This is a genomic window from Nocardiopsis moroccensis, from assembly GCF_055763695.1.
Map to the genome: position 1 here is coordinate 1394300 of NZ_CP199747.1, position 24480 is coordinate 1418779.

The 24480-nt window shown below is 72.4% G+C and carries 17 protein-coding genes; 11 read left to right on the top strand and 6 right to left on the bottom strand.

Annotation, left to right across the window (positions count from 1 at the left end; translation table 11 throughout):
• Nucleotides 1-8: 8 nt before the first annotated feature.
• Nucleotides 9-1268 carry an NADH:flavin oxidoreductase/NADH oxidase family protein gene (locus ACUKCB_RS05835; protein ID WP_473039438.1) on the bottom strand — a complete coding sequence of 420 codons (1260 nt, stop codon included), beginning with the start codon at nt 1266-1268 and terminating at the stop codon, nt 9-11.
• Between the two features lie 94 nt (nt 1269-1362).
• Here ACUKCB_RS05835 and ACUKCB_RS05840 point away from each other — a divergent pair, with 94 nt between their 5' ends.
• Nucleotides 1363-1956: a TetR/AcrR family transcriptional regulator gene (locus ACUKCB_RS05840; protein ID WP_473039440.1), complete on the top strand. Its 594-nt coding sequence runs from the start codon at nt 1363-1365 to the stop codon at nt 1954-1956.
• A gap of 49 nt (nt 1957-2005) precedes the next feature.
• On the opposite strand, the gene ACUKCB_RS05845 is transcribed toward ACUKCB_RS05840, so the two are convergent.
• The 3 genes from ACUKCB_RS05845 to speB all read right to left on the bottom strand — a co-directional run bounded on the left by ACUKCB_RS05845 (nt 2006) and on the right by speB (nt 6651).
• Nucleotides 2006-3700 (bottom strand): succinic semialdehyde dehydrogenase, encoded by a 1695-nt coding sequence (locus ACUKCB_RS05845; RefSeq protein WP_473039441.1) that lies wholly within the window; start codon nt 3698-3700, stop codon nt 2006-2008.
• Nucleotides 3701-3724: 24 nt separating this feature from the next.
• A complete protein-coding gene (locus tag ACUKCB_RS05850; protein WP_473039442.1) occupies nt 3725-4639 on the bottom strand; it encodes an acetoacetate decarboxylase family protein in 915 nt (304 codons plus the stop codon).
• A gap of 1052 nt (nt 4640-5691) precedes the next feature.
• The gene (speB, locus tag ACUKCB_RS05855) at nt 5692-6651 is read right to left on the bottom strand and encodes an agmatinase (RefSeq protein ID WP_473039443.1); all 960 of its coding nucleotides are present in this window, start codon (nt 6649-6651) and stop codon (nt 5692-5694) included.
• Nucleotides 6652-6911: 260 nt separating this feature from the next.
• Here speB and ACUKCB_RS05860 point away from each other — a divergent pair, with 260 nt between their 5' ends.
• The gene (locus ACUKCB_RS05860; protein ID WP_473039444.1) at nt 6912-8558 is read left to right on the top strand and encodes a PucR family transcriptional regulator; all 1647 of its coding nucleotides are present in this window, start codon (nt 6912-6914) and stop codon (nt 8556-8558) included.
• Nucleotides 8559-8933: 375 nt separating this feature from the next.
• Nucleotides 8934-10244, top strand: coding sequence for a GAF domain-containing protein (locus ACUKCB_RS05865; protein WP_473039446.1), 1311 nt, complete (start codon nt 8934-8936; stop codon nt 10242-10244).
• Between the two features lie 291 nt (nt 10245-10535).
• Here the strand turns inward: ACUKCB_RS05865 and ACUKCB_RS05870 are convergent, their stop codons facing one another.
• Nucleotides 10536-11102 carry a hypothetical protein gene (locus ACUKCB_RS05870; RefSeq protein ID WP_473039447.1) on the bottom strand — a complete coding sequence of 189 codons (567 nt, stop codon included), beginning with the start codon at nt 11100-11102 and terminating at the stop codon, nt 10536-10538.
• A gap of 554 nt (nt 11103-11656) precedes the next feature.
• Between ACUKCB_RS05870 and ACUKCB_RS05875 the strand changes: the two genes are divergently transcribed.
• The 7 genes from ACUKCB_RS05875 to ACUKCB_RS05905 all read left to right on the top strand — a co-directional run bounded on the left by ACUKCB_RS05875 (nt 11657) and on the right by ACUKCB_RS05905 (nt 20636).
• A complete protein-coding gene (locus tag ACUKCB_RS05875; RefSeq protein ID WP_473040937.1) occupies nt 11657-12889 on the top strand; it encodes an aminotransferase-like domain-containing protein in 1233 nt (410 codons plus the stop codon).
• Nucleotides 12890-12945: 56 nt separating this feature from the next.
• Nucleotides 12946-13896, top strand: coding sequence for a D-alanine--D-alanine ligase family protein (locus ACUKCB_RS05880; protein ID WP_473039448.1), 951 nt, complete (start codon nt 12946-12948; stop codon nt 13894-13896).
• A 259-nt stretch (nt 13897-14155) separates the two neighbouring features.
• The gene (locus tag ACUKCB_RS05885; RefSeq protein ID WP_473039449.1) at nt 14156-15487 is read left to right on the top strand and encodes a hypothetical protein; all 1332 of its coding nucleotides are present in this window, start codon (nt 14156-14158) and stop codon (nt 15485-15487) included.
• 15 nt (nt 15488-15502) lie between these two features.
• Nucleotides 15503-16813, top strand: a complete 1311-nt coding sequence (locus tag ACUKCB_RS05890) for an RNA polymerase factor sigma-54 (protein WP_473039450.1) — start codon at nt 15503-15505, stop codon at nt 16811-16813.
• 156 nt (nt 16814-16969) lie between these two features.
• Nucleotides 16970-18205 carry a hypothetical protein gene (locus ACUKCB_RS05895; protein ID WP_473039451.1) on the top strand — a complete coding sequence of 412 codons (1236 nt, stop codon included), beginning with the start codon at nt 16970-16972 and terminating at the stop codon, nt 18203-18205.
• A 29-nt stretch (nt 18206-18234) separates the two neighbouring features.
• Nucleotides 18235-19896 (top strand): hypothetical protein, encoded by a 1662-nt coding sequence (locus tag ACUKCB_RS05900; RefSeq protein WP_473039452.1) that lies wholly within the window; start codon nt 18235-18237, stop codon nt 19894-19896.
• Nucleotides 19897-19958: 62 nt separating this feature from the next.
• Nucleotides 19959-20636 (top strand): peptidoglycan recognition protein family protein, encoded by a 678-nt coding sequence (locus ACUKCB_RS05905; protein WP_473039453.1) that lies wholly within the window; start codon nt 19959-19961, stop codon nt 20634-20636.
• A 4-nt stretch (nt 20637-20640) separates the two neighbouring features.
• On the opposite strand, the gene ACUKCB_RS05910 is transcribed toward ACUKCB_RS05905, so the two are convergent.
• Nucleotides 20641-22050, bottom strand: coding sequence for a sigma 54-interacting transcriptional regulator (locus ACUKCB_RS05910; protein ID WP_473039454.1), 1410 nt, complete (start codon nt 22048-22050; stop codon nt 20641-20643).
• 145 nt (nt 22051-22195) lie between these two features.
• Here ACUKCB_RS05910 and ACUKCB_RS05915 point away from each other — a divergent pair, with 145 nt between their 5' ends.
• Nucleotides 22196-24415: a molybdopterin-dependent oxidoreductase gene (locus ACUKCB_RS05915; protein WP_473039455.1), complete on the top strand. Its 2220-nt coding sequence runs from the start codon at nt 22196-22198 to the stop codon at nt 24413-24415.
• The last annotated feature ends 65 nt before the right edge of the window (nt 24416-24480 follow it).

Consider the following 24480-nt stretch of genomic DNA (forward strand, 5'->3'; position numbering starts at 1 on the left):
CTCGCTTGTCACCGACTCGCCCGAGTCGTCGCGCTCCGCGGTGCGGACAGCCAGGTGCGGTAGCGGCGTAGGGCACGGCGCTGGCGGATCTGTTCGCCGGCCAGGGCGTAGGCCGGGTGGGTCCCGGGCCTGGGGGCCTTGCCCCGGGCGATGCGACGCAGCTGGTGGCGGACCTGCGCCATGCTCGCAGCTGAGGCCAGAGCCTTGTCCTCCCAGGTGACAGGCCGCATCTGCCGGTCGGCCTCGCGGCCGTCGCGCCAGCGGCGGGGCAGATCCGGGGCGACCGAGAGTGCGGTGCCCATCCCCACGACCGCGACTCCGCTGGCCAGGACCTGCTCGGCGGTCTCGCGCCGGGTGATGCCGCCGGTGAGCATGAGCGGCAGCGGGCTGCTCGCCACCAGCTCCCGGGCCAGGTCCAGGAAGTAGGCCTCGCGGGCCTGGGTGCGGGAGTCGGCGGCACGGCCGCTCATCGCCGGGCTCTCGTAGCTGCCACCGGACAGCTCGACCAGGTCCACGCCGAGCGGTTCGAGCATCGCGATCACCTGGCGGGCGTCGTCGGCGTCGAAGCCGCCGCGCTGGAAGTCCGCCGAGTTGAGCTTGACCGCCACGGCGAAGTTCGGGGCGACGGCGGCGCGCACGGCGCGGACCACGTCCAGCAGCATCCTGGCCCGGTTCTCCAGCGATCCGCCCCAGGCGTCGGTGCGCTGGTTGACCAGTGGGGACAGGAACTGCGACAGCAGGTAGCCGTGCGCGGCGTGAATCTCCACACCGTCGAACCCGGCCTGCTCGGCACGCGCGGCGGTGGTCGCGAAGCGGGCCACGGTGGCCTCGATCTGCTCGGGGGTCATGGCGACCGGGCGGCCGAAGCGGCTGCTGTGTCTGCCCAGGTCGACGCCGACGTCGGAGGGGCCCCACACGACGCCGGGCATGTCGGACTGGATCTGGCGGCCGGGGTGGTTGATCTGCATCCACACCGCGGAGCCACCGGACCTTGCGGACTCGGCCCACGCGGCGAACGGTTCCAGGGGTGCTGCTTCGTCGAGCACGACGCCGGCGGGCCCGGTCAGCGCCTCGGCGTGCACCATGACGTTGCCGGTGATCAGCAGGCCGGTGCCACCCGCGGACCAGCGCCGGTACAGCTCCAGCAGTCGGTGGTCGGGCAGTTGTCCCTCGCCCGCCATGTTCTCCTCCATGGCGGCCTTGGCGATCCGGTTGCCCAGAACCGCTCCTGAGGGCAGGTGCAGAGGTGAGTACAATCCGTCAGTCATCGGAACAGCTCTCTCTTTCGAATCCGCTACAATGTATGCATTGCTCACATTAGAGGGAGAATGTGAGCACTGCCAACATTGGGGAGTGTGATCCGTGCCGCAAGCGAACAGCAACTACCACCACGGCGACCTGCGCGCCGCCTGCCTGCGCGCGGCCCGGAGCCTGCTCGAAGAGGACGGCGGAGCCGCGCTGTCCTTGCGCGCGGTGGCGCGGCGGGCCGGGGTGTCACCGACGGCCCCCTACCGTCACTTCTCGGACCGTGAGGCACTCGTCTCCGCGGTGGCCGCCGAGGGATACCGGGAGCTCGCCGAACACCTGGCCGCTGCGCACCCCTCACCCGAAACCCCCGACGATCTGGCCGGGATCGCCATCGCCTATGTCCGCTTCGCGCTGGAGCGCCCAGCGCTCTTCCGGGCGATGTTCGCCGAACCCTGCGACCCGGACAACGAGGAACGGGTCCAGGCGACCGCCGCCATCTGGGAGTACGTCCACGACATCGTCCGCGGTGTCTTCCCCGGCGTCGACACCGAGGCGCTCTCCACCGCGGTGTGGTCCTTCGTCCACGGCCTGGCGTTCCTCCACCTGGACGGCAAACTCGACGCCACCGACCCCGAGACCGTCGCCGACCGGGTCCGGGGCACCGTCCGGGCGTTCTTCGCCGCCTCGGCGTCCGTGGCCCGGACATGAGGCGGGCGGCACCGACCCCGCCCCGGGTCCGTGCCGCCCGCTCGGCGTCTCAGCGCATGCCCGCGCGCTTCATCAGCTTCAGCGCGACCGTCACCCCCTGCGCCCAGGTCCGGTAGGACACGCCGGCGGGCGGAGCGAACCCCAGCAGCCGCTGCTGGGCGATGGTCTGGGGCTCGGTGTACTTGAGCAGGCCGTCGGCGCCGTGGCGGCGGCCCAGACCCGAGTCGCCCATGCCGCCCATCGGGGCGTCGATGCTGCCCCAGGCGGCGGCGAAGGCCTCGTTGACGTTGACCGTCCCGGCGTGCAGACGGGCGGCCACCGCCCGCCCGCGGGCGCCGTCGCGGGACCACACACTGGCGTTGAGCCCGTATGGGGTGGCGTTGGCGAGGGCGACCGCCTCATCGACGTCCCGGTACCGGTAGACCGACACGACCGGCCCGAAGGTCTCGTGGCCGTACAGCGTCATGTCCGGGGTGACACCGGTGAGGACGGTCGGCTCGTGGAACAGCGGTCCCAGGTCCGGTCTCGCCTCGCCGCCCGCCAGCACGGTCGCGCCCTTGGCGACGGCATCCGCCACGTGCGCGGTGACCGTGGCCAGCTGGGCCGGGGTGGTGAGGCTGCCGACGTCGTAGTCGAAGTCGTACCCGGCTCCCACCCGCAGCGCCCTGGTACGTGCGGCGAACGCGGCGACGAAGCGGTCGTAGACCGCGTCGGCCACGTACATCCGCTCGATGGACACGCACAGCTGACCGGCCGACGGGAACGCCGCGGTGATCGCCCCCTCCACCGCGCGGTCGACGTCGGCGTCCTCCAGCACGACCATGGCGTTCTTGCCGCCCAGCTCCAGGGAGGCGCCGATCAGGCGCTCACCCGCGCCGCGGGCGATCCGGCGCCCGCTGGTGGTGGAGCCGGTGAACATCATGTAGTCGGCGTTGTCCATGAGCGCGCCACCGATGGAGCTCCCGCGACCGACCACCATCTGCCACACGCCCTCCGGCAGCCCGGCCTCGTGCATCAGGTCCAGCGCCCACAACGCGGTGAGGGCGGTCTGGGTGTCGGGCTTGTGCACAACGGCGTTGCCCGCCATGAGCGCGGGGATCGCGTCACCCGCGGCCATGCTCAGCGGGTAGTTCCACGGTGAGATGACGGCCACGACGCCCTTGGGGTGGCGCAGCTCTGTGGTGTGGGTCAACAGCGGGATCGCGCCGCGGCGGCGCTTGGGCGCCAGCAGACGGGCCGCCCCGCGCCCGTAGTACCGGGCGGTGATCGCGATGTCGCTGACCTCCAGGAACGAATCGCGGCGGGTCTTGCCGTTCTCGGCCTGCATCAGGTCCAGTGCCTCGTCCCGGCGTGCGATGACCAGGTCGTGGAAGCGCAGCATGATCCTCCTGCGCTCGGACACGGGTGTGGCGGACCAGGCCTTCTGGGCGTCACGGGCCCGCGCGAACGCCGCCTCGACGTCCTCGGGCACCGAGACCGGCAGGTCTGCCAGCGGGGCCCCGGTGTAGGGGGCGTTGGTGGTGGCCCGTGCGGCGTCCGGGGCGGCCGCGACCCGCGCGGTCAGCCGTCGGAGCAGGGCCGGGGTGAGCGTCGGCGGCAGGCCGGGGTCGTGGACGGCCCGCGCCGTTCGGGTGGGTGGGGTCTTCGTTGCGGTGCTCAGCGGTGCCCTCTCGGGCACTGGGGCGTCCACGGCCGCCACGGGGCGGGGCGCCGTGCTTCCGGCCGTCGGCTTGGTGTCGGTCATCGCTGTTTCCTTCGGTTTCGCGCGCTAGCGGTTCCGGACCGAGACCGGGACCGGCATGTGCAGGGCGGCCTGACTCTCGGTGGTGACGTCGAGCCGGATGGTCCGGATCGGGTCGAGCGAGCGCAGGTCCTCGGTCAGACGGCCGGTACCGGCCTTGAGGACCAGGTCGCGCGGTGAGCTCGTGCCCCCCGCCGAGAGGACGTTGGTCTGGTTCAGGGTCGAGTGCCAGGAGCCGTCGACCGACGTGTAGGAGGTGAGCGTGGAGACCCGTGAGCCGGAGGGGTAGGTGGTCTGAGCGGGTGTGGACACCGTCAGGCTCAGATCGTCGCCACCGGAGTCGTTGGCCACGCGTGCGGTGGTTCTGCTGGAGTCGATGTCCACGTCGAGTTCGGTGACCCACTTGGGGAAACCGTAGCCGTCGTGGCCTCGGATCTGAGCGATGTCGCTGTTGACCGGCAGGGACAGGACGTAGGCGTGGAGGTCGTCGTTCTTCAGGCCCGAGACGAGGTCGACGAACCCGAGCCGACCGTGCCGTGCGGGCCGTACCGGGATCGCGACGGCGGCCTCGGTGTAGAAGTCGATGTCGCACACGTCGTAGCGGAAGAACATGACCGAGGCCAGCCCCAGGCCCGGCGCGACCTCCAGCGGTGCCAGTTCCGCGGGCAGACGGGAGCGGAGCGCGCGGGACCGGGCGAGCATCGTCGTCCGTGCGGTCGACATCCGGTAGTAGAAGTTCGGCGTGAGCGTCGGGCCGATCGGGGAGTCGACCTTGGTCTTGGGCAGCCGACGGAAGAAGTCGACGCCGCTGACGCGGGGATCACGGGCGACCTCGTCGAGGTCGGTATCCATCCGGTAGCGGTCGTACAGGCCGCCCTTGGGGACCGCGACCTTGCGGCCTCCCAGGTCGACCTCGACCGTGTCCTGCTGGGTCGATGGCATCGGTGTCTCCCTCGCTCAATGTGTGCGGTGCTTACATGAGGCTACGGCGAACATGTGTGCACTGTCAACAATGAGGTGGGTCACATGCGTCGGCGAAGGGCCCCAGCTTGGGAGCTGGGCAGACAGGAGCCACCGTTCGAGCGGTCGGCCACCCCCGCGATCCCGCGGCTCCGGTCGAGAGCTTTCGGGGCGGATCCGATCACGCGACGCAGGAAGGCCTCGTCCTCCAGATCGGGGGAGACGGGCGTCAGCTACGTCTGGCACGGCGGTCAGCGTCCCCAATGAGCCTGCCGATCACCCAGGTCTACGGGTATGTTTTCGGCGCTCAGGGGCGGGTGGTGACCCTCCGGGGCGCGGGTGTGTGGAACGCGCTCCCGGTGGGACGCCTGAGCCCGAGGTTGATCGGGCTCCTGTTGCCACGCTGGTGCGGGGGTGTGGGAGGAGGTCCAGGTCCGCTTCGCGGATCCCGTGTACCGGGGCTGGCGGGGCGTGGACGAGTCCGGCGGGCCGCCACGGCGCGCCCAACTTCGGATGGCCGCCCGTCTGGTCGAGGTCGGTGAGCGCGCCCCGACCCGGGCAACGGCCGAATCCACATTCGCCACCGGTGTTCGCGGCCTTCGGTGCCGGCGGCTGGTGCGGAAGGCGAGCGTAGGACATCGACCTGTGGCCGGCCCGGGACAGAGGGACCGGATGCGGCCCCAGAGGAATGGTTCGTCGAGCCTTGCGCAGAGGTCCGGCTCGGTTGCCCCGTCCGACCAGCTTGACGGGGCACGTCCCGGAGGCTCCGGCGAAGTCCACCCTCCCGCCGGTGAACCCAGTTCCCTTGAAGTACGCCCTGCATTCGTGGTGGCCCATCGGGAGAGCTGGACCGTTCCCTGCCGGCGGGCGGCCGTGCGGGGCGCACCCTTCGAGGGCGAGACCATCCGGGTGCGCGACCGTGTCACCGCCGACGCCATAGGCCGGGCACGTCACCGAACTCACCTGGTCCCGTCTGCGGTCCCGCAGGCCCGCCGGGGTCCGAGCCCTTCCCGGGCGGTACCGGGGCGTGCGGCTCAGCTCCCCGTCTGTCCGCGGTGGTTGAGGGCCAACAGGCTGACCAGGTCGTAGGCCACGTGCGAGGCGGCGGTGGAGGTGATCTGGGCGTGGTCGTAGGCCGGGGCGACCTCCACCACGTCGGCGCCCACCAGGTTCAGGTCGGCCAGTCCGCGCAGGATCTCCAACAGTTCGCGGCTGGTGATTCCGCCGGCCTCCGGGGTGCCGGTGCCAGGGGCGTGCGCCGGGTCGAGGACGTCGATGTCCACGGACACGTACAGCGGCCGGTTCCCGATCCGCTGGCGCAGCGCGTCGGCGATCTCGTCCACGCCCTTGCGCAGCACGTCGGCGGCGGTCACGATGCCGAAGCCGAACCGGCGGTCGTCCTCCAGGTCGCGCTTGCCGTACAGCGGCCCGCGGGTGCCCACGTGCGCGATCGCCTCGGTGTCGAGGATGCCCTCCTCCACGGCCCGGCGGAACGGGGTGCCGTGCGTGTAGGGCTCACCGAAGTAGGTGTCCCAGGTGTCCAGGTGGGCGTCGAAGTGCAGCAGGGCGATCGGGCCGTGCTGCCGGTACAGCGAACGCAGCAGCGGCAGCGCGATCGTGTGGTCGCCGCCCAGGGTGACCAGTCGGGTTCCGGCCTCGACGAACTTCGAGGCGCCCTGGTCCAGGGTCTCCACGGCGTCGCCGACGGAGAACGGGTTCACGGCGATGTCACCGCCGTCGACCACCTGGAACTGCTCGAACGGGGCCACGTCCAGGCCCGGGTGGTAGGGGCGCAGCAGGCGGCTGGCCTCGCGGATCGCGGAGGGGCCGAAGCGGGCACCGGGCCGGTAGGACACCCCGGTGTCGAAGGGCACGCCGATCACGGCGACGTCGGCACGCTCGACCTGGTCGATGCGGGGCAGCCGGGCGAAGGTCGCCGGACCCGCGAAACGCGGGACGAGGCTGGAGTCGGTGGGGCCGATCGGGCTGTTCATACGGTCCGGTCCTGTTCGTCGGTGCGGTCTGACGCCGGTGTCAGCTCTCGTGGGAGGTGCTCGTGGGCCGCGGCGTTTCCCCAGGGGAACGGCTGGCCCGACCTGCGGCAACGTTGGCGCAGGTCACAGTGCTCCCGTCAGCGTAGGCAGCCGGTAGGCTCTGCTCCAGTGGTCGAAACGCACCATTGTCGACCGGAACTTGGACGAACCATCCAAGAAAAGCGGTGGGCGGGTCGTCGCGGAGAGGGAGCGGGAGGCGCATGGGTGAGGGCACGGGCGGGACGGACAGCCATGACGTGCCCCTCAGCGAGATCGTGGGGCGCCACGACCTCGCCCTGACCGTCGTGGTGGAGGCGTCGGACCCCGCGATCACCTGGGCCGTGGCCAGCGAACTGGTGGAACCGGCCGCCTACCTGCGCGGCGGGGAGCTCCTGCTCACCGCCGGCGTCAACCTGCCCGTCACCTCCGAGGGGGTCCGCGACTACGTGCGATCCCTGGTCCGGGCCGGGGTCGGCGCCGTCGGTTTCGGCCTCGCCCCGGTACACGCGGTCGTTCCGGAACGGCTCGTCGGGCAGTGCCGCGCCCAGGGGCTGTCCCTGTTGGAGGTGCCCCAGTCCACGCCCTTCGCCGCGGTCAGCCGCGCGGTCGGCGAGGAACTGGAGGAACGCCACCTGCGGGACGTGCGTCGACTGGGTGAGTCCCACCAGGCGCTGGCCCGCGCGGTCACCGCGGCCGACCCCGTGGAACGGGTACTGACGGTGCTGGCCCAGTCCCTCGGCGGCTGGGCCGCCCTCGAACCCTCGGATCCCTCGGTGCCCGCGTACCGGACCCCCGGCGCGCCCCCCGAGCCCGACCCCGGCCTGCGCCCCCTGGTCGCCAAGCTCGCCGCGCCCTCGGGCCCGCGCAGCGCCAAGGCCCCCAGCGGCGGCGACGAGGTCTTCCTGCACACGGTCGGTGTACCGCCGGAGGAACGGGGCGTGGTCCTGGTGGGCCGTCCCGAACCGCTGGGCATCGCCGACCGTGCCGTCCTGCGCACCGCCACCGCCCTCCTCGACCTGCTCTCCCGTACGGCCGACGAGGAACCGCCCGTGCCCGGACGGCTGCTCACCCGGCTCCTGCTGGACGGCGGCCCGGACGGGGAGACCGCGCCCCTGCTCGCTCCGCTCGCGGACACACGCGCGGCCCAGGCGCGTGGGAAGGACCCGGGTGGAACCGGGACCGGGGCCGCGCACGGGGAGGGCGCGCGCGTAGCCGGCCGGGGCGGCGAACCCGGCGCCTACCGGGTGCTGCGGGCCCTGCCCCTGGCCCGGGGGCAGGGCACCGCCCCGGGCGACCTCCCCCTGGGCACACAGCTGGTCGACCGCCCCGGGAACGGCGCGGACCCCGGGGACGGACCCCTCGTGCGGGCCGTGCTCACCGACCGGGGGGAGGCGGCCCACCGCGAACACCTGGACCTGCTCCGGGCGCACGGATGGGTCGCCGTGCTCGGGCCGGCGGTCGCGCCGCAGGAGCTGCCCGGGGCCGACCGGAAGGCGGCCTCCCTGCTGGCCCGCGCCCGTGCGGTGGGAGCACCGATGCTCTGGGCCCGGGACACCGACCCGTTCGAGGCACTGGTGGACCCCGTCGAGGCGCACGGTCTCAGCCGCGACCTCCTGGGCCCGCTGGCCGGGGATACCAAGGCCGCCCGCACCCTGCGCGAGACCCTGCACGCCTGGCTCGCCCGCCACGGCAACTGGGACCGCGCCGCCGCCGACCTCGGCGTCCACCGCAACAGCGTCCGCTACCGGATCGGCCGGATCGAACGGGAACTGGGGGCGGATCTGGCCGACGCCGAGCAACGCATGAGGCTCTGGTTCGCCCTCACCCGGTACGTCCAGGAGGGACCGGGCACCCCCGGAACGGGGTGAGCGCTCGGACCCGTGCGCGGCGGTGCGGGCCGACCAAAAGGACTCCCGGTGCGTTAACCCCCACAGGAAACAGAAGAGTTTGTCCGAAACGCCTTCCGAAACGAGCGAGTATCCCGGTTCTGTTGGCCCCGCCGAAGCCGAAGCAGGAAACTTGTGGATGCCGGGCGGGATCGGGAGCCGGGGCCGTACGAGGGGGTCCTGGTCCCGAGGGGCGGTTCCGGACCCAGCACCACCGGGTTCCCCCGGGGCCCATTCGGGGCATCCGGTTGCGGGTGCCTCCGCCCGTTCCCGAGAGCCGACGATGACACCTACACCACACAGAAGGAGGTAGGGGTTTCCCCGTTCGACGACGGGGGCGTCCGCCCCGAACACCAGATGACGTTTCCCCTGTTGGATACGGCCCTGCCCTCCGGGGCGGACGCACGCGAACACGCCGTCCTGCTCCGCCGTGTCCATGACGCGCTGCTCACGGGACGGCCGACACCCGCCCCGCTGCGCCCGGTGATCGAGGACTCCTGGGAGAGGATGCGCCGCTTCGGCATCGATCCGGACAGTGCGCCACCGCCGAGGATGGCCCGGCTGGACGAACTCCAGCGCCACCGGGACGCCTCGCCGATCGCGGAGGTGCTCCCGCTGATCCGCCGCTCCCTGGTCTCGGTGGCCGACGAGGCCGAACACATCATGCTGGTCACGGACGCCGCCGGCCGGGTGCTGTGGCGGGAGGGCTCCCATCGGATGCGTGCGGTCGGGGACCGGGTCGGCCTGGTCGAGGGCGCCTACTGGAACGAGGGCAGTACCGGGACCAACGCCATCGGGACCGCGCTCGTGGTGGGAAGGCCGGTCCAGGTCTACTCGGCAGAACACTACGTCCGTAGCCTGCACGCCCTCACCTGTGCCTGCGCCCCCGTGCACGATCCCCGTGACGGCCGCCTGCTCGGAGCCATCGACGTCACCGGCCCGGTCTCCACCATCCATCCCGCCACCCTGGCCCTGGTCAACGCGGTCGCCCAACTGGCGGAGGCGCACCTGCAGGGCATCCACCACACCCACCTGGAGCGGCTGCGCTCGGTGGCCGCACCGCTGCTGGCCGGGCTCAGCTGCCCCGCCCTGGTCGTGGACGACACGGGGTGGACCGCGGCCGCGGTCCACATGGAACCGGTCCGTCGGGTGCTCCTGCCCAAGCACTGTGAGAGCGGCACCGCCTGGCTCCCCGGCCTGGGGGAGTGCGCCCTGGAACCACTGCCTGGCGGATGGCTGGTCCGTCCCCGGCCGGAGGAGGGGGCCGCCCCCTCCACCGTCACCCTGGACCTGGCCCGGCCCGGTGCCCCCTCGGTGTCGGTGGCCGGGGACAGCGGTGAGTGGGCCCAGCGCCTGTCCCCGCGCCACACCGAGTTGCTCCTGCTGCTGGCGGTGCACCGGGAGGGGCGCTCCGCGGTCCAGCTGTCCCGGGACGTGTTCGGCTCCGACAAACACGTGGTGACGGTGCGGGCCGAGCTTTCCCGGGTCCGGCGCAACCTGGGCGGGGTGATCGAGAGCCGTCCCTACCGGTTCTCCGACGAGGTACGCGTTCGTGTCCTGGGCCCGGACTCGCCGCTGGACCTGCTGCCCGGTTCGCTGGCGCCGGGGGTGCGGGCGCTGCGGGACCGCACCCGTCCCGAGGACCTGTTTGATTGCTCTGGGCGATGACTCCGCAACCTGTTGCAACCGTTGCCGCTCGGGTCCGGATGGGATCAACTGGTGGTGCGCGGCCCGCCCATCGGTGGGCGGCCTCCGGGCAAGAGAGGGCACGGCGGCTGTTCACCGGTGCGGGGTGCTCCGCGTCCTTCGTGCCTTGAGGGGGGCAACGGGGGCGTAACGCGGACGCGCGACGGGCTGGAGCCCCGGAAGGATCGGGGGAGCCTCCGGGGCCCCGCGCACATGACGGTACGGCCTGGAGGCACCGGCGCCTCCGGGCCGTACCGTTGCTCCGGCCGGGGCTCAGCCCCCGTCGCCCTCCGAGGCCCGCGAGGGAGCGGGTGAGCACTGGAAACAGTCCATGGCGAAGACCTCCTCCCCGTCGACGCGGCCGGTGAAGTCACCGCGCAGGCTGTCGTCGCCCTCCTCGCGTTCGGCCAGGGCCCCGCGCCGCAGGCGGCCCTCGAAGCTGACCTGTTCACCGTCACGGCTCTGCCCGGTGCAGAACACCTCCAGGCGGCCGCCCCGCACCCGGGGCGTGCCCTCGTCCGTGCCCTGGTCCGGCGCGGTGGCCCGTGCCCCGTCCGCGGTGACCGACTCCCCGTCGCCCTCGGACGGATCCGGGGAGTGGGCGTCGGAGGGCGCGGTGGTACAGCTGAGCGAGCCGTCCACGGGATGGCCCTTGCGGGCGAAGGCGCGCTCGGCGCCGGGGCGCAGGATCGTCACGGACAGAGCGTCGGCGGCCTGCTCCAGCTCCAGCAGTGCGGTGTCGGCCTCCTGCTCCGGTTCCTCCGCGGCCGAGCACGAGGTGAGCGTCGCGCACAGCAGCAGTGCCATCGAGGCGGTGGCGGCGGTCGAGCGGACTCCCATGGCTTCTCCCCGGGTCGGTTGCGTTCCCTGTCCGGAAACGCGGTCCACCGGACCAATGTCGCTGATGGGTTCCAATCGGCCTATGTCCGACTCGGTGCGAAAGTGTGAAAAGTGCTCAATGTTCTGGTCATCCTCCTGTGAGTCGCACCACTCATCCGGGTACCTTGCCCGGTGGAACACCCGGTGGCCCCGCGGTCACGGGGCGTTCGACCAGCGGGCACAAAGCCCCGATCGAACGCGCCCGCACCGCCGCTGGGCTACACTCGGGACATTTACCGAACCGTGTTCGAACACGGTTCGCACAAGTCGAACACCCCACCGGAGAGCACCCGGGGCCCAGCCGTCAACGGGAGCATCCGGTGAACCAGGGGGCCCGACGAGGCGTCGAACCAGGGACCAACGACGATCCCCGGGTCGTCCCGTACCGACGGCCCCACAGACCGTCCTTCCTTCGGAGGTGGATCGTGTCCGCTGACCACCGAGAGCAGCAGCCCAGCCAGCAGGGTTCGCGTATCGACCCGCACGTCAGCCGTTACGCACTCCGAGCACAGGGCATGGTCGCATCGGAGGTCAGGGCACTCTTCGCCGTCGCGTCCCGACCGGAGATCGTCTCCCTCGCGGGCGGTATGCCCAACGTCGCGGCACTGCCCCTCGAACAGCTCGGCGACCTGGTCAAGGACGTCGTCTCCGAGGAGGGCGCGACGGCCCTGCAGTACGGGTCGGCCCAGGGGGACCCCGTCCTGCGCGAGCAGATCTGCGACTACATGACGCTCGAAGGCGTCCGGGCCAGCCCCGACGACGTCATCGTCACGGTCGGCTCCCAACAGGCACTGGACCTGCTCACCCGGGTCTTCGTCGACCCCGGCGACGTCGTCCTCACCGAGGCCCCCACCTACGTCACCGCCATCAACACCTTCGCCGCCTTCCAGGCCGACATCCGCCACGTGGGCCTGGACGAGCAGGGCGTCATCCCCGAGGAGTTGGAGGAGGCGCTCGTCCGCGCCGAACTGGACGGGCGGCCGGCCAAGTTCTTCTACACGATCCCCAACTTCCAGAACCCCGCGGGCATCACGATGAGCGCCGAGCGCCGAGCCCGGGTCATGGAGGCCTGCGAGCGCCACGACGTGCTCGTCATCGAGGACAACCCCTACGGTCTGCTCCGCTACGACGGCGAACCCGAGCCCACCCTGTACTCCCAGGGCAACGGAAACGTCATCTACCTCGGCTCGTTCTCCAAGACCCTCTCCCCGGGCCTGCGCATCGGCTGGGCCCTGGCCCCCTCGGCCGTGCGCGCCAAACTGGTCCTGGCCGCGGAGTCCGCGATGCTCAGCCACTCCACGTTCAACCAGCTCGTGGTCCGCCGCTACCTGAAAACCTTCCCCTGGAAGGAACAGATCAAGGCCTTCAACTCCATGTACAGTGAGCGCCGCGACGCGATGCTCGGCTCCCTGGAGGCGATGATGCCCTCCGGGTGTACCTGGACCAAACCCGAGGGCGGGTTCTTCGTCTGGGCCACCCTGCCCGAGGGCATCGACGCCAAGGCGATGCTGCCGCGCGCCGTCAACGAGCGGGTGGCCTACGTGCCCGGCACCGGCTTCTACGCCGACGACCGCGGCCGTGACAGCATGCGCCTGAGCTTCTGCTACCCCACCCCCGAGCAGATCCGTGAGGGCGTGCGCCGCCTCGTCACCGCGATCGAGGGCGAGATCGACCTGCGCGACACGTTCGGCCCCGCGATCACCCCGACCACCGAAGGCAGCCAGGCACCCACCCCTGACCTGCCCTGACATTCCCGCGTAAGGGCAAGAGCACCATGACAGCAGCACAGAAGGAGGTCCGCGCCGTGGCTGACCTTGACCGGGTTCTCGTCCTCGCCGGAGGCCTGTCCCCCGAACACGAGGTGAGTGTCCACTCCGGCCGCAGCGTCGCCGAGGCCCTGCGCCGACTCGACGTCGAGGTGCAGGTCGCCGACGTCGGCTCCGGTCTGTTGGACCGGCTTGCCGCCGACCCGCCCCAGGTGGTCTTCCCCGTCCTGCACGGGGCCGCGGGGGAGGACGGCGCGATCCGCGAGGTCCTGGAACTGGTCGGCGCGCCCTACGTGGGCGCCCGCCCCGACGCCTGCCGCCTGGCCTACACCAAGCCCGCGGCCAAGGCCCTGCTCGCCGAGAAGGGCGTGCGCGTGCCGCGCGGCGCCACCCTGCCCAAGTCGGCCTTCCACGACCTGGGCGCTCCCGCGCTGCTGGGCCGTCTCGCCGACCGGATCGGCCTGCCGCTGTTCGTCAAGCCCGACCGCGGCGGTTCCGCCTTCGGCGCCACCCCGGTGGCCTCGGTCAGCGACCTGTCGGCGGCGCTGGTCTCCTGTTTCGCCTACAGCGACTCCGCCCTCGTGGAGGAGCAGGTCCAGGGCACCGAACTGGCCGTCGGCGTCCTCGACACCGGGGAGGGCCCCGTGGCGCTGCCCCCGGTGGAGATCGTCCCGGACGGCGGCGTCTACGACTACGCCGCCCGCTACACCGCGGGCCGCACCGAGTTCTTCTGCCCGGCCCGGCTGGAGGAGTCGGTCCTGGCCGCCGCCACCGAGGTGGCCCTGACCGCCCACCGCACCCTGGGGCTGCGCGACTTCTCCCGGACCGACCTCATCGTGGACGCCGGCGGCGAGCCGATCTTCCTGGAGACCAACGTCGCCCCCGGCCTGACCGAGACCTCCACGTTCCCGATGGCGGCCGCCGCCGCGGGGCTGGACTTCGCCCTCGTGTGCCGCGAACTCGCCCACCAGGCCTACCTGCGCGGTTAGGCGCCGTCGCCGGACGCGTCACAGGTGCGACGGGCCACGGCGGAGGGGCACGCCCTCACCGGCCGAGCAGGGCGTGCTCCGGGCCCCGGGGAGACCCGGGACCCCGACCCGGACCCTGGCACGGATCTTGCGGCCTCCAGGTGTACCGCCGCTCGGTGCGGGTGGCGGGGCGACCCCACTGCCGACCTGGGAGGCGACGATGGACCGGGTGCGATGGCCGCGTGCGTCCGCGTGTAGCCCGGCGGGAACGGGACCGCCGGTGGGCAGTCCCCTCTCGATGTTGGAGTCGGAGGCCGTCGCCCTGCTGGTCCGGTTGGAACACGTGCAGCCGTTCTCCCTGAGCGAGACCATGGTCCCGGCCGCCGCGCTCCACTCGCGTGCGCTGTGCCGGCTGGAGTACTTCCTGCACCACGGCCGGGCTCGGCTCCGCCGGCGGATCAAGCGGTACCTGTCATGGCTGCGGTCGGATACGGGGGAGGCCGACGCCGCCCGTGCCCAGCGGGTCTTCGTCGTCCTGCGCCTGGAGTTCAACACCCTGTTGTCCCAGTTCGACCTGTTCTCCGACGTGGTGACCCAGCGCAGCGAGCACGGGACGGGTGTGTGGCTGGCCGGGTTGGACGTCGCGGCGGCGGACGGGTTGCGGACCGGCACCGTGGCACCGGGGGTGCGCGAGCGCCTGCCCGAGGTCGCGTGCTACCTCGACCGCGGCCCCGGGGCCGCCATCCGCCGTGCCAGGACCCGGCTGCCCGGCGGGGCCGAGAACCCGGTCGCCATCGTGCGCGTGCCCCGCGAGCGGATGATCGGCAGCGGTGTCGCCTCCTCCCTCATGCACGAGGTCGGCCACCAGGGCGACGCCCTGCTCGGACTCAGGGATTCCGTGGCCGGGGAGGTGGCGCTGCACGCGGCGGACGCGCCCGCGCGCGACCGTGCGGTCTGGCGCCTGTGGGAGCGGTGGCTGGGGGAGATCATCCCGGACCTGTGGGCCGTGGCGAGTGTCGGCGTGTGCAGCACACTCGGGCTCATCCAGGTGGTGAGCCTGCCCAGGGCCTTCGTCTTCCGGTGGGGAGCGGACGACCCGCACCCACCGCCCTGGATCCGCGTGCTGCTGAGCGCCGCCGTCGGCGCACGCCTGTACCCCCACCCGCAGTGGGAGCGCCTGCGCCGGACCTGGGTCGAGCTCTACCCCCTCGGATCCGGTCGGCGAGAGGAGTTCGCACGTTTGGCGGCCACCATCCCCGAACTGGTGGAACTGCTGGCCGGGCACCGCTCGTCCGCGCTGGGCACACGGACGCTGGCCCAGGCGATGGCGCTCACGGACCGGACCCCGCAGCGGCTCTCGGCGATCGCCGAACGATGGCGGCGCGACCCCCGCACGGCGGCCCTCCTGTCGCCCTCCCTGGCCTTCGCCGTGGTCGGACAGGCCAAGGCCGACGGGACGGTGGGCCCCCGTGACGAGGGCCGCCTGGTCGACGGGCTGCTGCGCTCCTGGGCGCTCGGCCGCGCCCTGGGCCGGGAGCGGGCCGCCGCCGACCCGGCCGTGCCCGCCTGCCCCGCGCGACACGTGAGATGCTCGATACCTGACCGGGGCTGAGGCGTGGAGGTCGCCATGCACCTTGTCATGGGGCAGGTGCCCCTCGCCCGTATGGAGGCACGCTGCTCACCCGAACAGGTCCTGGCCGCGCAGCTACTCGCGCTGGACGCGACCGGGTTCGAGGCGGCCGTGGCCGCCGAACTCGACGCCAATCCGGCGCTCGAGCGCGTCGACGCCCCCTGTCCGGTGTGCGGCGGCGTCGTCCCCGGGCCGTGCTGCCGCCCCGGTCGGCGGCGCACGGACACGGACCGCACACTCACCGCCGACCCCGGCGAGTACGCCCCCGCCACGGTCACCACCGCAGAGGTCCTCCTGCGTGACCTCTGCGCCACACTTCCCGGGGCCGAGGCCCGGGTGGCCCGCTACGTGGTGGCGAGCCTGGACGAGCACGGCATCCTGGACACCGGGCCCGCGGAGATCGCCGGGGCCCTGGACGTCGACCGGCGGTGCGTGGACCGGGTCGTCGCCGCACTGCGCTCGCTGACGTGCCCGGGCGCGGCCGCGACGAGCCTGGGTGAGCACCTGCTGCTCGACCTGGCCGCACTCGGGGACTCTCCCCTGGTGGAACTGGCCCGCGAGATGGTGGCGGAACCGGGCCCGCTCACCCGGGGCGGTGTCCCGGCCGCGGCGCATGCGCTGGGCAGGGAGCCGGCCGAGGTGGCCGCGGCCAGGGACCTCATCCGCACGGTCCTGCACCCCTACCCTGTCCTTGACGTCGACGGGGAGTGCTCCGAGCCGGTACCGTTCGCGGTTCCCGACCTGGCCGTTCTCTCGGACGGTTCCTCCGTCGCGGTGCGGGTCGTGGAGGCCGACCGGGTGCGCCTGGGCCTGGATGAACGCTTCGCGCGGCTCACGTGCGGTCAGGGCCTGGGGCAGGCCGAGGCCGAGTACGTCCGGGGCGCCGTCGCGGCGGCTCGGACCTTCCTGAACCGGGTCTCACGGCGGTGGGAGACGATGCACGAGGTGGCGGAGGCCGCCGTGGACCACCAGCGGGAGTTCGTGCTGCACGGGGCCGCGGGCCTGCGCCCGCTGACCAGAGCCGCCTTGGCCGACCGCTTGGGTCTGCACGAGTCCACCGTGGGGCGCGCGGTCAGGGACCGCAGGGTGCTCCTGCCCTCGGGGGTGGTGGTTCCGTTCGCGGACTTCTTCCCCACCGCGCCGCGTGCGCGCGAAGAGCTGCGAACCATCCTCGAGACGGAGCGGCACCCGCTCACGGACGCCGAACTGGCCGCGGAACTGTCCCGGCGCGGTCACCGCGTCGCCCGGCGCACGGTGGTCAAGTACCGCCTCCAACTCGGCTTCGCCCGCGCCTCCGAGCGCGGCTGAACGGCGGATCCGCGCCGTCGCGCAGCCCGTTGCGCGTTTTCGCCCCCGCAGCCCGCCCCGTGCGCGATCCGTTGCGCGTTCTGGCCACCAGGGTCGTGGCACGCCTCTTGCGGCAGTGGAGTGCAAGGGCATCCGTTGCGCGAGGAGGGATCACCGATGCACGACCTCGATCTGATTCGTATGGAGTACGCGGCCCAGACGGAGGAGCCCGACGGCTGGGCTCCGTCCGACACCTCCACCGAGGAGACCGAACTGGCCTACGAGCTCATCACCGTGGAGGACCCCGCCGAACTCGACCAGTTCATCGGCAAGGTCCTCAAGGGTGCGGCGAAGACCGCCGGTCGCGCCCTGCGCTCCGACGTCGGCCGGGCGGCCGGAGGCCTGGTCAGGGACGCGGTCGGGAGCGCGGCGCGCAAGGCCATCCCCAGCCTGGGCGGAGCCGTCGGCCGAACGGTCGGTCGGCGCCTGGGGTCCGGTAGCGCCGGAGAGCGTATCGGTCGGCGGATCTCCCAGGCCGTGCTGGACCGGGCGGGGCAGGGCGAGCTGGAGTTCGGCGGGGTGGACGAGGAGGTCAGCCTGGAGGTCGCCCGCGGCCTGGTGCGCTTCGCCGGTGACACCGCGCGTCTGGCCGCGCAGGCGGGGCGGAGCGATGACCCCGGGAAGGCGGCGCTGACCGCGGCGCTGAGGGCGGCTCGGGAACAGGGGGCCTTCTCCGGTACCGGACGCTCGCTGTCCGGAGGAGGGGAGCCGGTGGACGAGTTCGGGTTCCCGGAGGACTCCGGGCACGGCGGACAGGACGACGGTTCCGACGAGGACGCCGAAGCCGGCGAGACCTTCCGCGGCACCGAGGACATGGACGAGGGCGAGGAACTGGAACTGGCGGCCGAGGTGCTGGAGGCCGGCACCGACGCCGAACTCGACGAGTTCCTGGGCAAGATCGCCAAACGGGCGGGCCGGGCCGTGAAGCGGACCGTGCGCAAGCCCGTCGCCAAGAAGATGGGCGGCGTCCTGAAGGGGGTCGCCAGGAAGGCGCTGCCGATCGCCGGGGGCGCCGCCGGAACGGCGCTCGGCGGACCCCTGGGCGGTACGGCCGGGGCAGCGCTCGGCTCGGCCGCGGGGAACATGTTCGAGCTGGAACTGGAGGGCCTCTCACCCGAGGACCAGGAGTTCGAGGTGGCCCGCAGGTTCGTGCGCCTGGCCAACGAGGCGGCCGTCCAGGCCGCCCTGACACCGCCGGACCTGGAACCGGAGGCCGCGGCGCGCCAGGCGCTCGAAGCCGCGGCGGGCCGGTACGCGCCCGGTCTGGTGCGTGGTGACTCGGAGCTCGCCACCACGCCCCGCTCGGGGCGCTGGGTGCGCCGCGGCCGCAGCATCATCATCACCGGAGTCTGACCGGTACGGACCCGAGAGGGGGTAGCACGATGTCCGACACGACCAGGCGCCTGCTCTGGCTCATCCGCGACGATTCCACGGTGGCGGAGAGCCTGAGCCAGGCCCTGCTGGCAGACATCATCAGCGAGCACGGTGACGAGAAGCCGGCCCGCACGAAGCCGGAGCAGGTCCAGCAGGTGCTCGCGATCGCCGAGGCCGCCGAGCCGGTCTTCGACGAGCCCAGGCGGGTGAACTTCCCCGAGCCCAGGCGCGTCAAGATCGAGGGCCCGGTCACCACGCAGCGCGAGGAGGACGTGGACACGTCCAACGAACTGCTCTTCGCCAAGATCCGCGAGCGCTCGGCGGCGCTCTCCTACGACGCCTACGACACCTACCTGAACAGGGTGTTCTCCGAGGAGTACGGCTCCGTCGAGGACGGGGGCCCGGGGGGCATGGCACGGTCGCCGTACTTCGGAGCCGACGCCTACGAGCACCTGCGCGAGGCCACGGAGAAGTTCCTCATGTGCGAGGTGGGTACCGCCCGGGAGAGGGCGCGATCCACCGAGGCCGCGAACGAGGAGAGCGTCAAGCGGCTGCGGCACCACGACCTCGCCGACTTCCAGGAGCTCAACGAGAGCTACCGGGAGCGGTACCTGGTCGACCTCGCGGAGGAGAACGGTGTCGATCTCACGCAGGAGAACGGCACCTCCCGGGGCAAGGTGCTGCCGTACACCGAGCGGATCATCCGGGCCCTCGCCGAGCTTCCGCTCAAGGGCAGCGCCCCGCCCGGGCGCTACGGCATCGTCCGTTCGCGCCTGTCGCCGGACTGCCTGCTGGAGCTCATCTGGTCGTACTGGCAGGAGCAGGGCATGCTCGTGCAGACCATGCAGGCGGTCAGCATGCGCTTCCAGAACCGGGTGGTCGGCCGGGGCAACCCGCTCGCCAATCTGGAGATCGACCCCCTGCGTCCGCTGAACAACCTGATCTGGGGGTACATCCAGGACGAGTCGCGTCGGCTGAGCGTGCTGCGCCGCGCCTACGAGTACGACCACCACTACGGGCTGCGGCTGCGGGGCAAGGCGGTGCCCCAGATGCGCACGGCCGACAGCCGCAGCAGGTTCCTGGAGGCCTTCCACAACCTGATGCACCTGGCGACGGTGTTCTTCAAGGAGGACGACGACACCAACTACCGCGCTGACGGGTTTCCGCTGCTGAACGCGCTCAAGGAACTGCACCTGATCCTGGCGCAGGGAGCGCACAACCAGTTCGGGGACCTGCCCTGGCAGGCACGGCAGGAGATGCTGATCATGCAGTGGCTCCTGGCCCGCCCGGAGATGCGTGACTTCCTGGGCGGGCGGGCCATGGTCCCCTACGCGGAACCCTGGATGGGCCGGGTGGAGACGATGGCCTCCCTGCAGGGGTGGCCGACGGCCGGGGTCTCGCACTTCCGGGACCTGGCCGTCTTCGGCGAGCAGATCCTGCTCTCGGTCCGCTACGACGACTGGGTGGACGCCTCCGACGTCAACAGGGCCTCCAACTGGGCACGGTTCTGGCGGCCGGAGATCCAGGGCTACATCCACGCCTACCGTTCCGCCACCGGTGTGGACCTGTCCGCCGACACCATCCACGCCGAGCAGATGAGGATCCGCTACACCGAACCGTCCGAGCTGTTGGCCCGGCGGGAGGGGCCCCGGGCGGCGTCCTCCGGCTGACACCCACCCGTCATGGTGCCGACGCGACCGCGTCGGCACCATGACGGACCGAGGAGTTCCAGATGACTCACAACAGTGCCGGGAGGCGGCCGATCGACGCTCTGCTCGCCGCTGAGGAACCACCGGAAGAAGAGGGTTTCCTCTCCTGGTGGCCCTTCCCGGGGGGCTTCACCGTCCAGGACCGCACCCGTTTCGCGAAGTCCACGAAGAAGCGTCCGGCGCCGAGACCGGCCGGTTCCGTCTACGCCCTGGTCCTGCACCAGATGGCGTTCAGCCGCGGTGACGACCTGGCCAGGTACGACACGGTTACTGCGCACTTCGTCATCACCCCGGACGGGAAGGCGGCCAGGCTCCATCCGGTCACCACCTACCTGTTCGCGTCCAACGGGTTCAACTCCGGCAGCGTGGCCGTCGAGTTCGCGGGCAACCTGCCCGACGTCCGGGGCAGATGCTGGCGGCCGGACAGGTTCGGCTGCCACCAGCTGACCAGGGCCCAGGTGGCGGCGGGCCGAGGACTGCTGCGCCACCTGCGCGGGGAGATCGGCCTGACCCACGTCCTGGCGCACCGGCAGGCCAGCGGAACACGGGAGAACTGTCCCGGACCCGACATCTGGTACAACGTCGGCCAGTGGGGGGTGGACGAACTGGGTCTGAAGGACGGCGGCCCGGGCTTCCACCTCAAGGGCGCCAACGCCATCCCCGACCGGTGGCGGAACTGGGGTCGCGAGCCCGCCGGGTGAGGGCTCAGGCCTCCGGTGCGCCGGTACCGCCAACGGCCTGGGCGGAGTGCGAGCGCTGCCACATCTGGAGGGTTCGCACACTCACCCCGAGGCGGTCCGCGGCCCGGCGCAGCCGCCCCGGACGGCCCCGTTCCGTCTCGTCCGCGATCACCAGCGCGATCATCTCGTTCCGGGCCGCTTCGGTGACCTCGGCCAGCGTCACCCCCTGCACCGCGGCGAGCCGCAGGGGCACGGTCAGGGAGCGGTCGACCGGGTCGGGGTCCGGACGGGGGCGTTCGGAGGGGGGAACGGCCCCTGCCGTGATCGCCCCGGAGCCGGCGTGCCGTGCGGTGATCCGCGCCACCAGCTGTCGGAGTTCGCGGACGTTTCCCGGATAGCGCAGACCCACCAGCATGTCCCGGACGGCCGGGTCGAAGTGCGGACGGGGGTGTCCGGGTATCAGCTGCTCCAGAAAGTGGTCGGCGAGGGGGAGGATGTCGTCGGGGCGCTCGCGCAGCGGCGGCAGGTGGAACCGTGACGCGGCGATGCGGTAGAAGAGGTCGCCGCGGAAACGCCCCTGGCGGATACACTCCTCCAGGTCCTGGTTGGTTGCGCAGACCAGGCGGAACCGCGTGGAGAGCCAGGTGTTCCCGCCGACCCGTTTGTAGGTGCCCTCCTGGACCACCCGGAGGAGTTCGGCCTGCAGGTCCGGTGGGAGTTCACCGACCTCGTCGAGGAAGAGGGTGCCCTGGTCGGCCAGCGCGAAGGCACCGTCACGGGCCGAGAGCGCGCCCGTGAAGCTGCCCTTCTCGTGCCCGAAGAACTCGCTCCCCGCCAGTGTCGGGGTGATCGTCGTGCAGTCCACGAGGACGAGGGGCGTTCGGGCCGACCGCTGGTCGAGGGCGTTGACGAGCCGGGCCGCCAACTCCTTGCCGGTTCCGGTCTCCCCGGTCAGCAGCACCGGGTTGTCCGTGAAGTAGGCGGTCTCGACCACGTCCTCGAGCACCGACCGCCACACCGTGCTGCCTCCGACGAGGTTGTCGCGTACGGCCGAGGAGTCCATCAGCTCCTCCACACGGCGCCAGCGGGCCATCCGGGACAGGACGGCGGCGACGTCGGCGTCCCGGCCCTCACCCCAGGCCATGACGTCCTGGGCGCCACTTTGGAGCAGGGCCCAGGCCTCGGCGGGGCGGACCCCTTCACGGGCCAGGCACAGGGCGAGGACCCGGCCGCCGTGGCGGACCTCGCGCAGGGCCGCCCGGGCTTCCCCGTCCAGCGAGGTGTACAGCAGCACCCCCGGGCCCGGCACACCCGGTTCCCACGGCCTCGGGTCCAAGCCCCCGGCGGCCAGCGCCGCGCGGACGCCGGACACGTGGGCGCCGGGTCCGGTGACGGCGCGGAACCAGAAGGGTGCGCGAACACTCTTGTCGGGCACCGCAGACTCCCTCCACGGCATTCGGGCGCGGCGTCACAGCACGTTCACGATACGTTCGAGTCGCAGGGGAGGCATCGACGGACACGCTGCCCAGCGGTAGGGTCCCCTACAAACCGACTGTTCGGTATGTGAAAGGGAGTCCCCCATGGAAACGGCCCTGCGGATCTGCCCGCTGTGCGAGGCCACCTGCGGCCTGACCCTGACCATCGACGCGGGGCGGCTCACCGGCGCACGCGGCGACCGCCAGGACGTGTTCAGCGCCGGGTTCGTCTGTCCCAAGGGCGCCACCCTCCCCGCCCTGGACAACGACCCCGACCGGCTGCGGCGGCCCATGATCCGCGACGGGGAGCACTGGCGCGAGGTCGACTGGCCCGAGGCCTTCGCCGCCGTCGACGCCGGACTCACCGGCGTGATCGAACGGCACGGCCGCCAGGCCGTGGCCAGCTACCTGGGCAACCCGAACGTGCACACCCTGGCCGGACAGCTCTACTCGAGCCTGCTCGCGCGCACCATCGCCAGCACCAACGTCTACAGCGCCAGCACGGTCGACCAGATGCCCAAGCACGTCTCCTGCGGGTTGATGTTCGGCGACCCGTACGCCATCCCCGTCCCCGACCTGGACCGCACCGACCACCTGCTGATGCTCGGCGCCAACCCGCTGGAGTCCAACGGCAGCCTGTGCACCGCCCCCGACTTCCCCGGCAGGCTCAAGGCGCTGCGCGCCAGGGGAGGCCGCCTGGTCGTGGTCGACCCCCGCCGCACCCGCACCGCCGACCTCGCCGACGAGCACGTTCCCGTCCGCCCGGGCAGCGACGCCTACCTGCTCTTCGCCATGGTGCACACCCTGGTGGCCGAGAACCTCGCCGATCCCGCCGGCCTCGCCGAACACACCGACGGCCTGGACGAGCTCCGCGCCCTGGCCGAGGCGTTCACCCCCGAGGCGGTCGCCCCGGTGTGCGGGATCGGAGCCGAGCAGATCCGCGGCCTGGCACGCGACCTGGCGGCCGCGCCGAGCGCCGCGGTCTACGGGCGCCTGGGTACGACCGCCGCCCAGTACGGCACGCTGACCAGTTGGCTGGTGGACGTGCTCAACCTGCTCACCGGGAACCTGGACCGGCCCGGCGGTGCGATGTTCCCCCAGCCGGCGCAACGCGGCCCCGTTTCCGGCCGCACCCGGCCCTTCCGGGTCGGACGCTGGCACAGCCGCGTCCGGGGCCTGCCCGAGGCCAAGGGCGAGTTCCCCGCCGTGACCCTGGTGGACGAGATCGCCACCCCCGGCCCCGGACAGGTCCGGGCCCTGGTCACCGTCGCCGGGAACCCGGTGCTGTCCACCCCGGGCGGGGAGCGCCTCGACACCGCGCTGCCGGACCTGGAGTTCATGGTGAGTGTGGACCCCTACCTCAACGAGACCACCCGGCACGCGCACGTCATCCTCCCGCCCGCCCCGCCCAGCCGTTCCAGCCACTTCGACCTCGCCTTCAACGAACTCTCGGTGCGCAACAACGTCCGCTACTCGCCCCCGGCCCTGCCTCTGGGCGAAGGAGAGGCCGACGAGGGCGAGATCCTGCGCAGGCTCATTCAGATCGCCGCTGGTCAGGGCCCCGACGCCGACCCCGACGCCGTGGACGAGGCCGAGATCACGCGGCTGCTGGCCCGGGCCGTGGCCGACCCGGAGTCCCCCGTGCACGGACACGACCCGGCCGAACTGGCCGCCCGCCTGCCCCGGGGGAGCTGGGCCGAGCGCCGCGTCGACCTGTTCCTGCGCCTGGGCGCCTACGGCGAGGCCTTCGGCGCCCGTCCCGAGGGACTCACCCTGCGTTCGGTGCTGGACGCGCCGCACGGCATCGACCTCGGGGCGCTGCGCCCCCGGGTGCCCGGGATCCTGGCCACCGCCTCCGGCCGCATCGAGGCCTGCCCGCCGCCGATCGCCGAGGACGTCGCCCGGTTGCGGGACGGCCTGGCCGAGCGCCGCGAGTCCCTGGTGCTGGTGGGCCGACGGCACCTGCGCTCCAACAACAGCTGGGGACACAACGTGCCCCGGTTGAACGGCGGCAGCAACACCTGCACCCTGCACGTGCACCCCGAGGATGCCGCCCGCCTGGGCCTGTCGGACGGTGGAACGGCCACGGTACGCAGCGGCGCGGGCGCGGTGCAGGCCCCGGTGGAGTGCACCGACACCGTCGCTCCGGGGGTGGTGAGCCTGCCGCACGGTTGGGGGCACGGCGTACGGGGCACCCGGCTATCGGTCGCCGCGCAGAACCCGGGCGTGAACGTCAATGCCGTGACCGACCCCTCGGTGGTGGACCCGCTCTCCGGCAACGCCGTCCTGAACGGCATCCCCGTCTCGGTGCTCGCGCACGAGTGACCCGGTCGGCCCCGGGGCCGGACACGTGCCGGGCGGGCCGCCACGCCACGGCGGCCCACCCCGGC

Bases quoted from the DNA above. Each gene is read 5' to 3' on its own strand.
- ACUKCB_RS05900 (WP_473039452.1), top strand. From the start codon at position 18,235: ATGTCCGACACGACCAGGCGCCTGCTCTGGCTCATCCGCGACGATTCC.
- speB (WP_473039443.1), bottom strand. From the start codon at position 6,651: ATGAACAGCCCGATCGGCCCCACCGACTCCAGCCTCGTCCCGCGTTTC.
- ACUKCB_RS05895 (WP_473039451.1), top strand. From the start codon at position 16,970: ATGCACGACCTCGATCTGATTCGTATGGAGTACGCGGCCCAGACGGAG.
- ACUKCB_RS05875 (WP_473040937.1), top strand. From the start codon at position 11,657: ATGGTCGCATCGGAGGTCAGGGCACTCTTCGCCGTCGCGTCCCGACCG.
- ACUKCB_RS05865 (WP_473039446.1), top strand. From the start codon at position 8,934: ATGACGTTTCCCCTGTTGGATACGGCCCTGCCCTCCGGGGCGGACGCA.
- ACUKCB_RS05845 (WP_473039441.1), bottom strand. From the start codon at position 3,700: ATGACCGACACCAAGCCGACGGCCGGAAGCACGGCGCCCCGCCCCGTG.
- ACUKCB_RS05870 (WP_473039447.1), bottom strand. From the start codon at position 11,102: ATGGGAGTCCGCTCGACCGCCGCCACCGCCTCGATGGCACTGCTGCTG.
- ACUKCB_RS05860 (WP_473039444.1), top strand. From the start codon at position 6,912: ATGGGTGAGGGCACGGGCGGGACGGACAGCCATGACGTGCCCCTCAGC.
- ACUKCB_RS05905 (WP_473039453.1), top strand. From the start codon at position 19,959: ATGACTCACAACAGTGCCGGGAGGCGGCCGATCGACGCTCTGCTCGCC.
- ACUKCB_RS05915 (WP_473039455.1), top strand. From the start codon at position 22,196: ATGGAAACGGCCCTGCGGATCTGCCCGCTGTGCGAGGCCACCTGCGGC.
- ACUKCB_RS05850 (WP_473039442.1), bottom strand. From the start codon at position 4,639: ATGCCATCGACCCAGCAGGACACGGTCGAGGTCGACCTGGGAGGCCGC.
- ACUKCB_RS05890 (WP_473039450.1), top strand. From the start codon at position 15,503: ATGCACCTTGTCATGGGGCAGGTGCCCCTCGCCCGTATGGAGGCACGC.
- ACUKCB_RS05835 (WP_473039438.1), bottom strand. From the start codon at position 1,268: ATGACTGACGGATTGTACTCACCTCTGCACCTGCCCTCAGGAGCGGTT.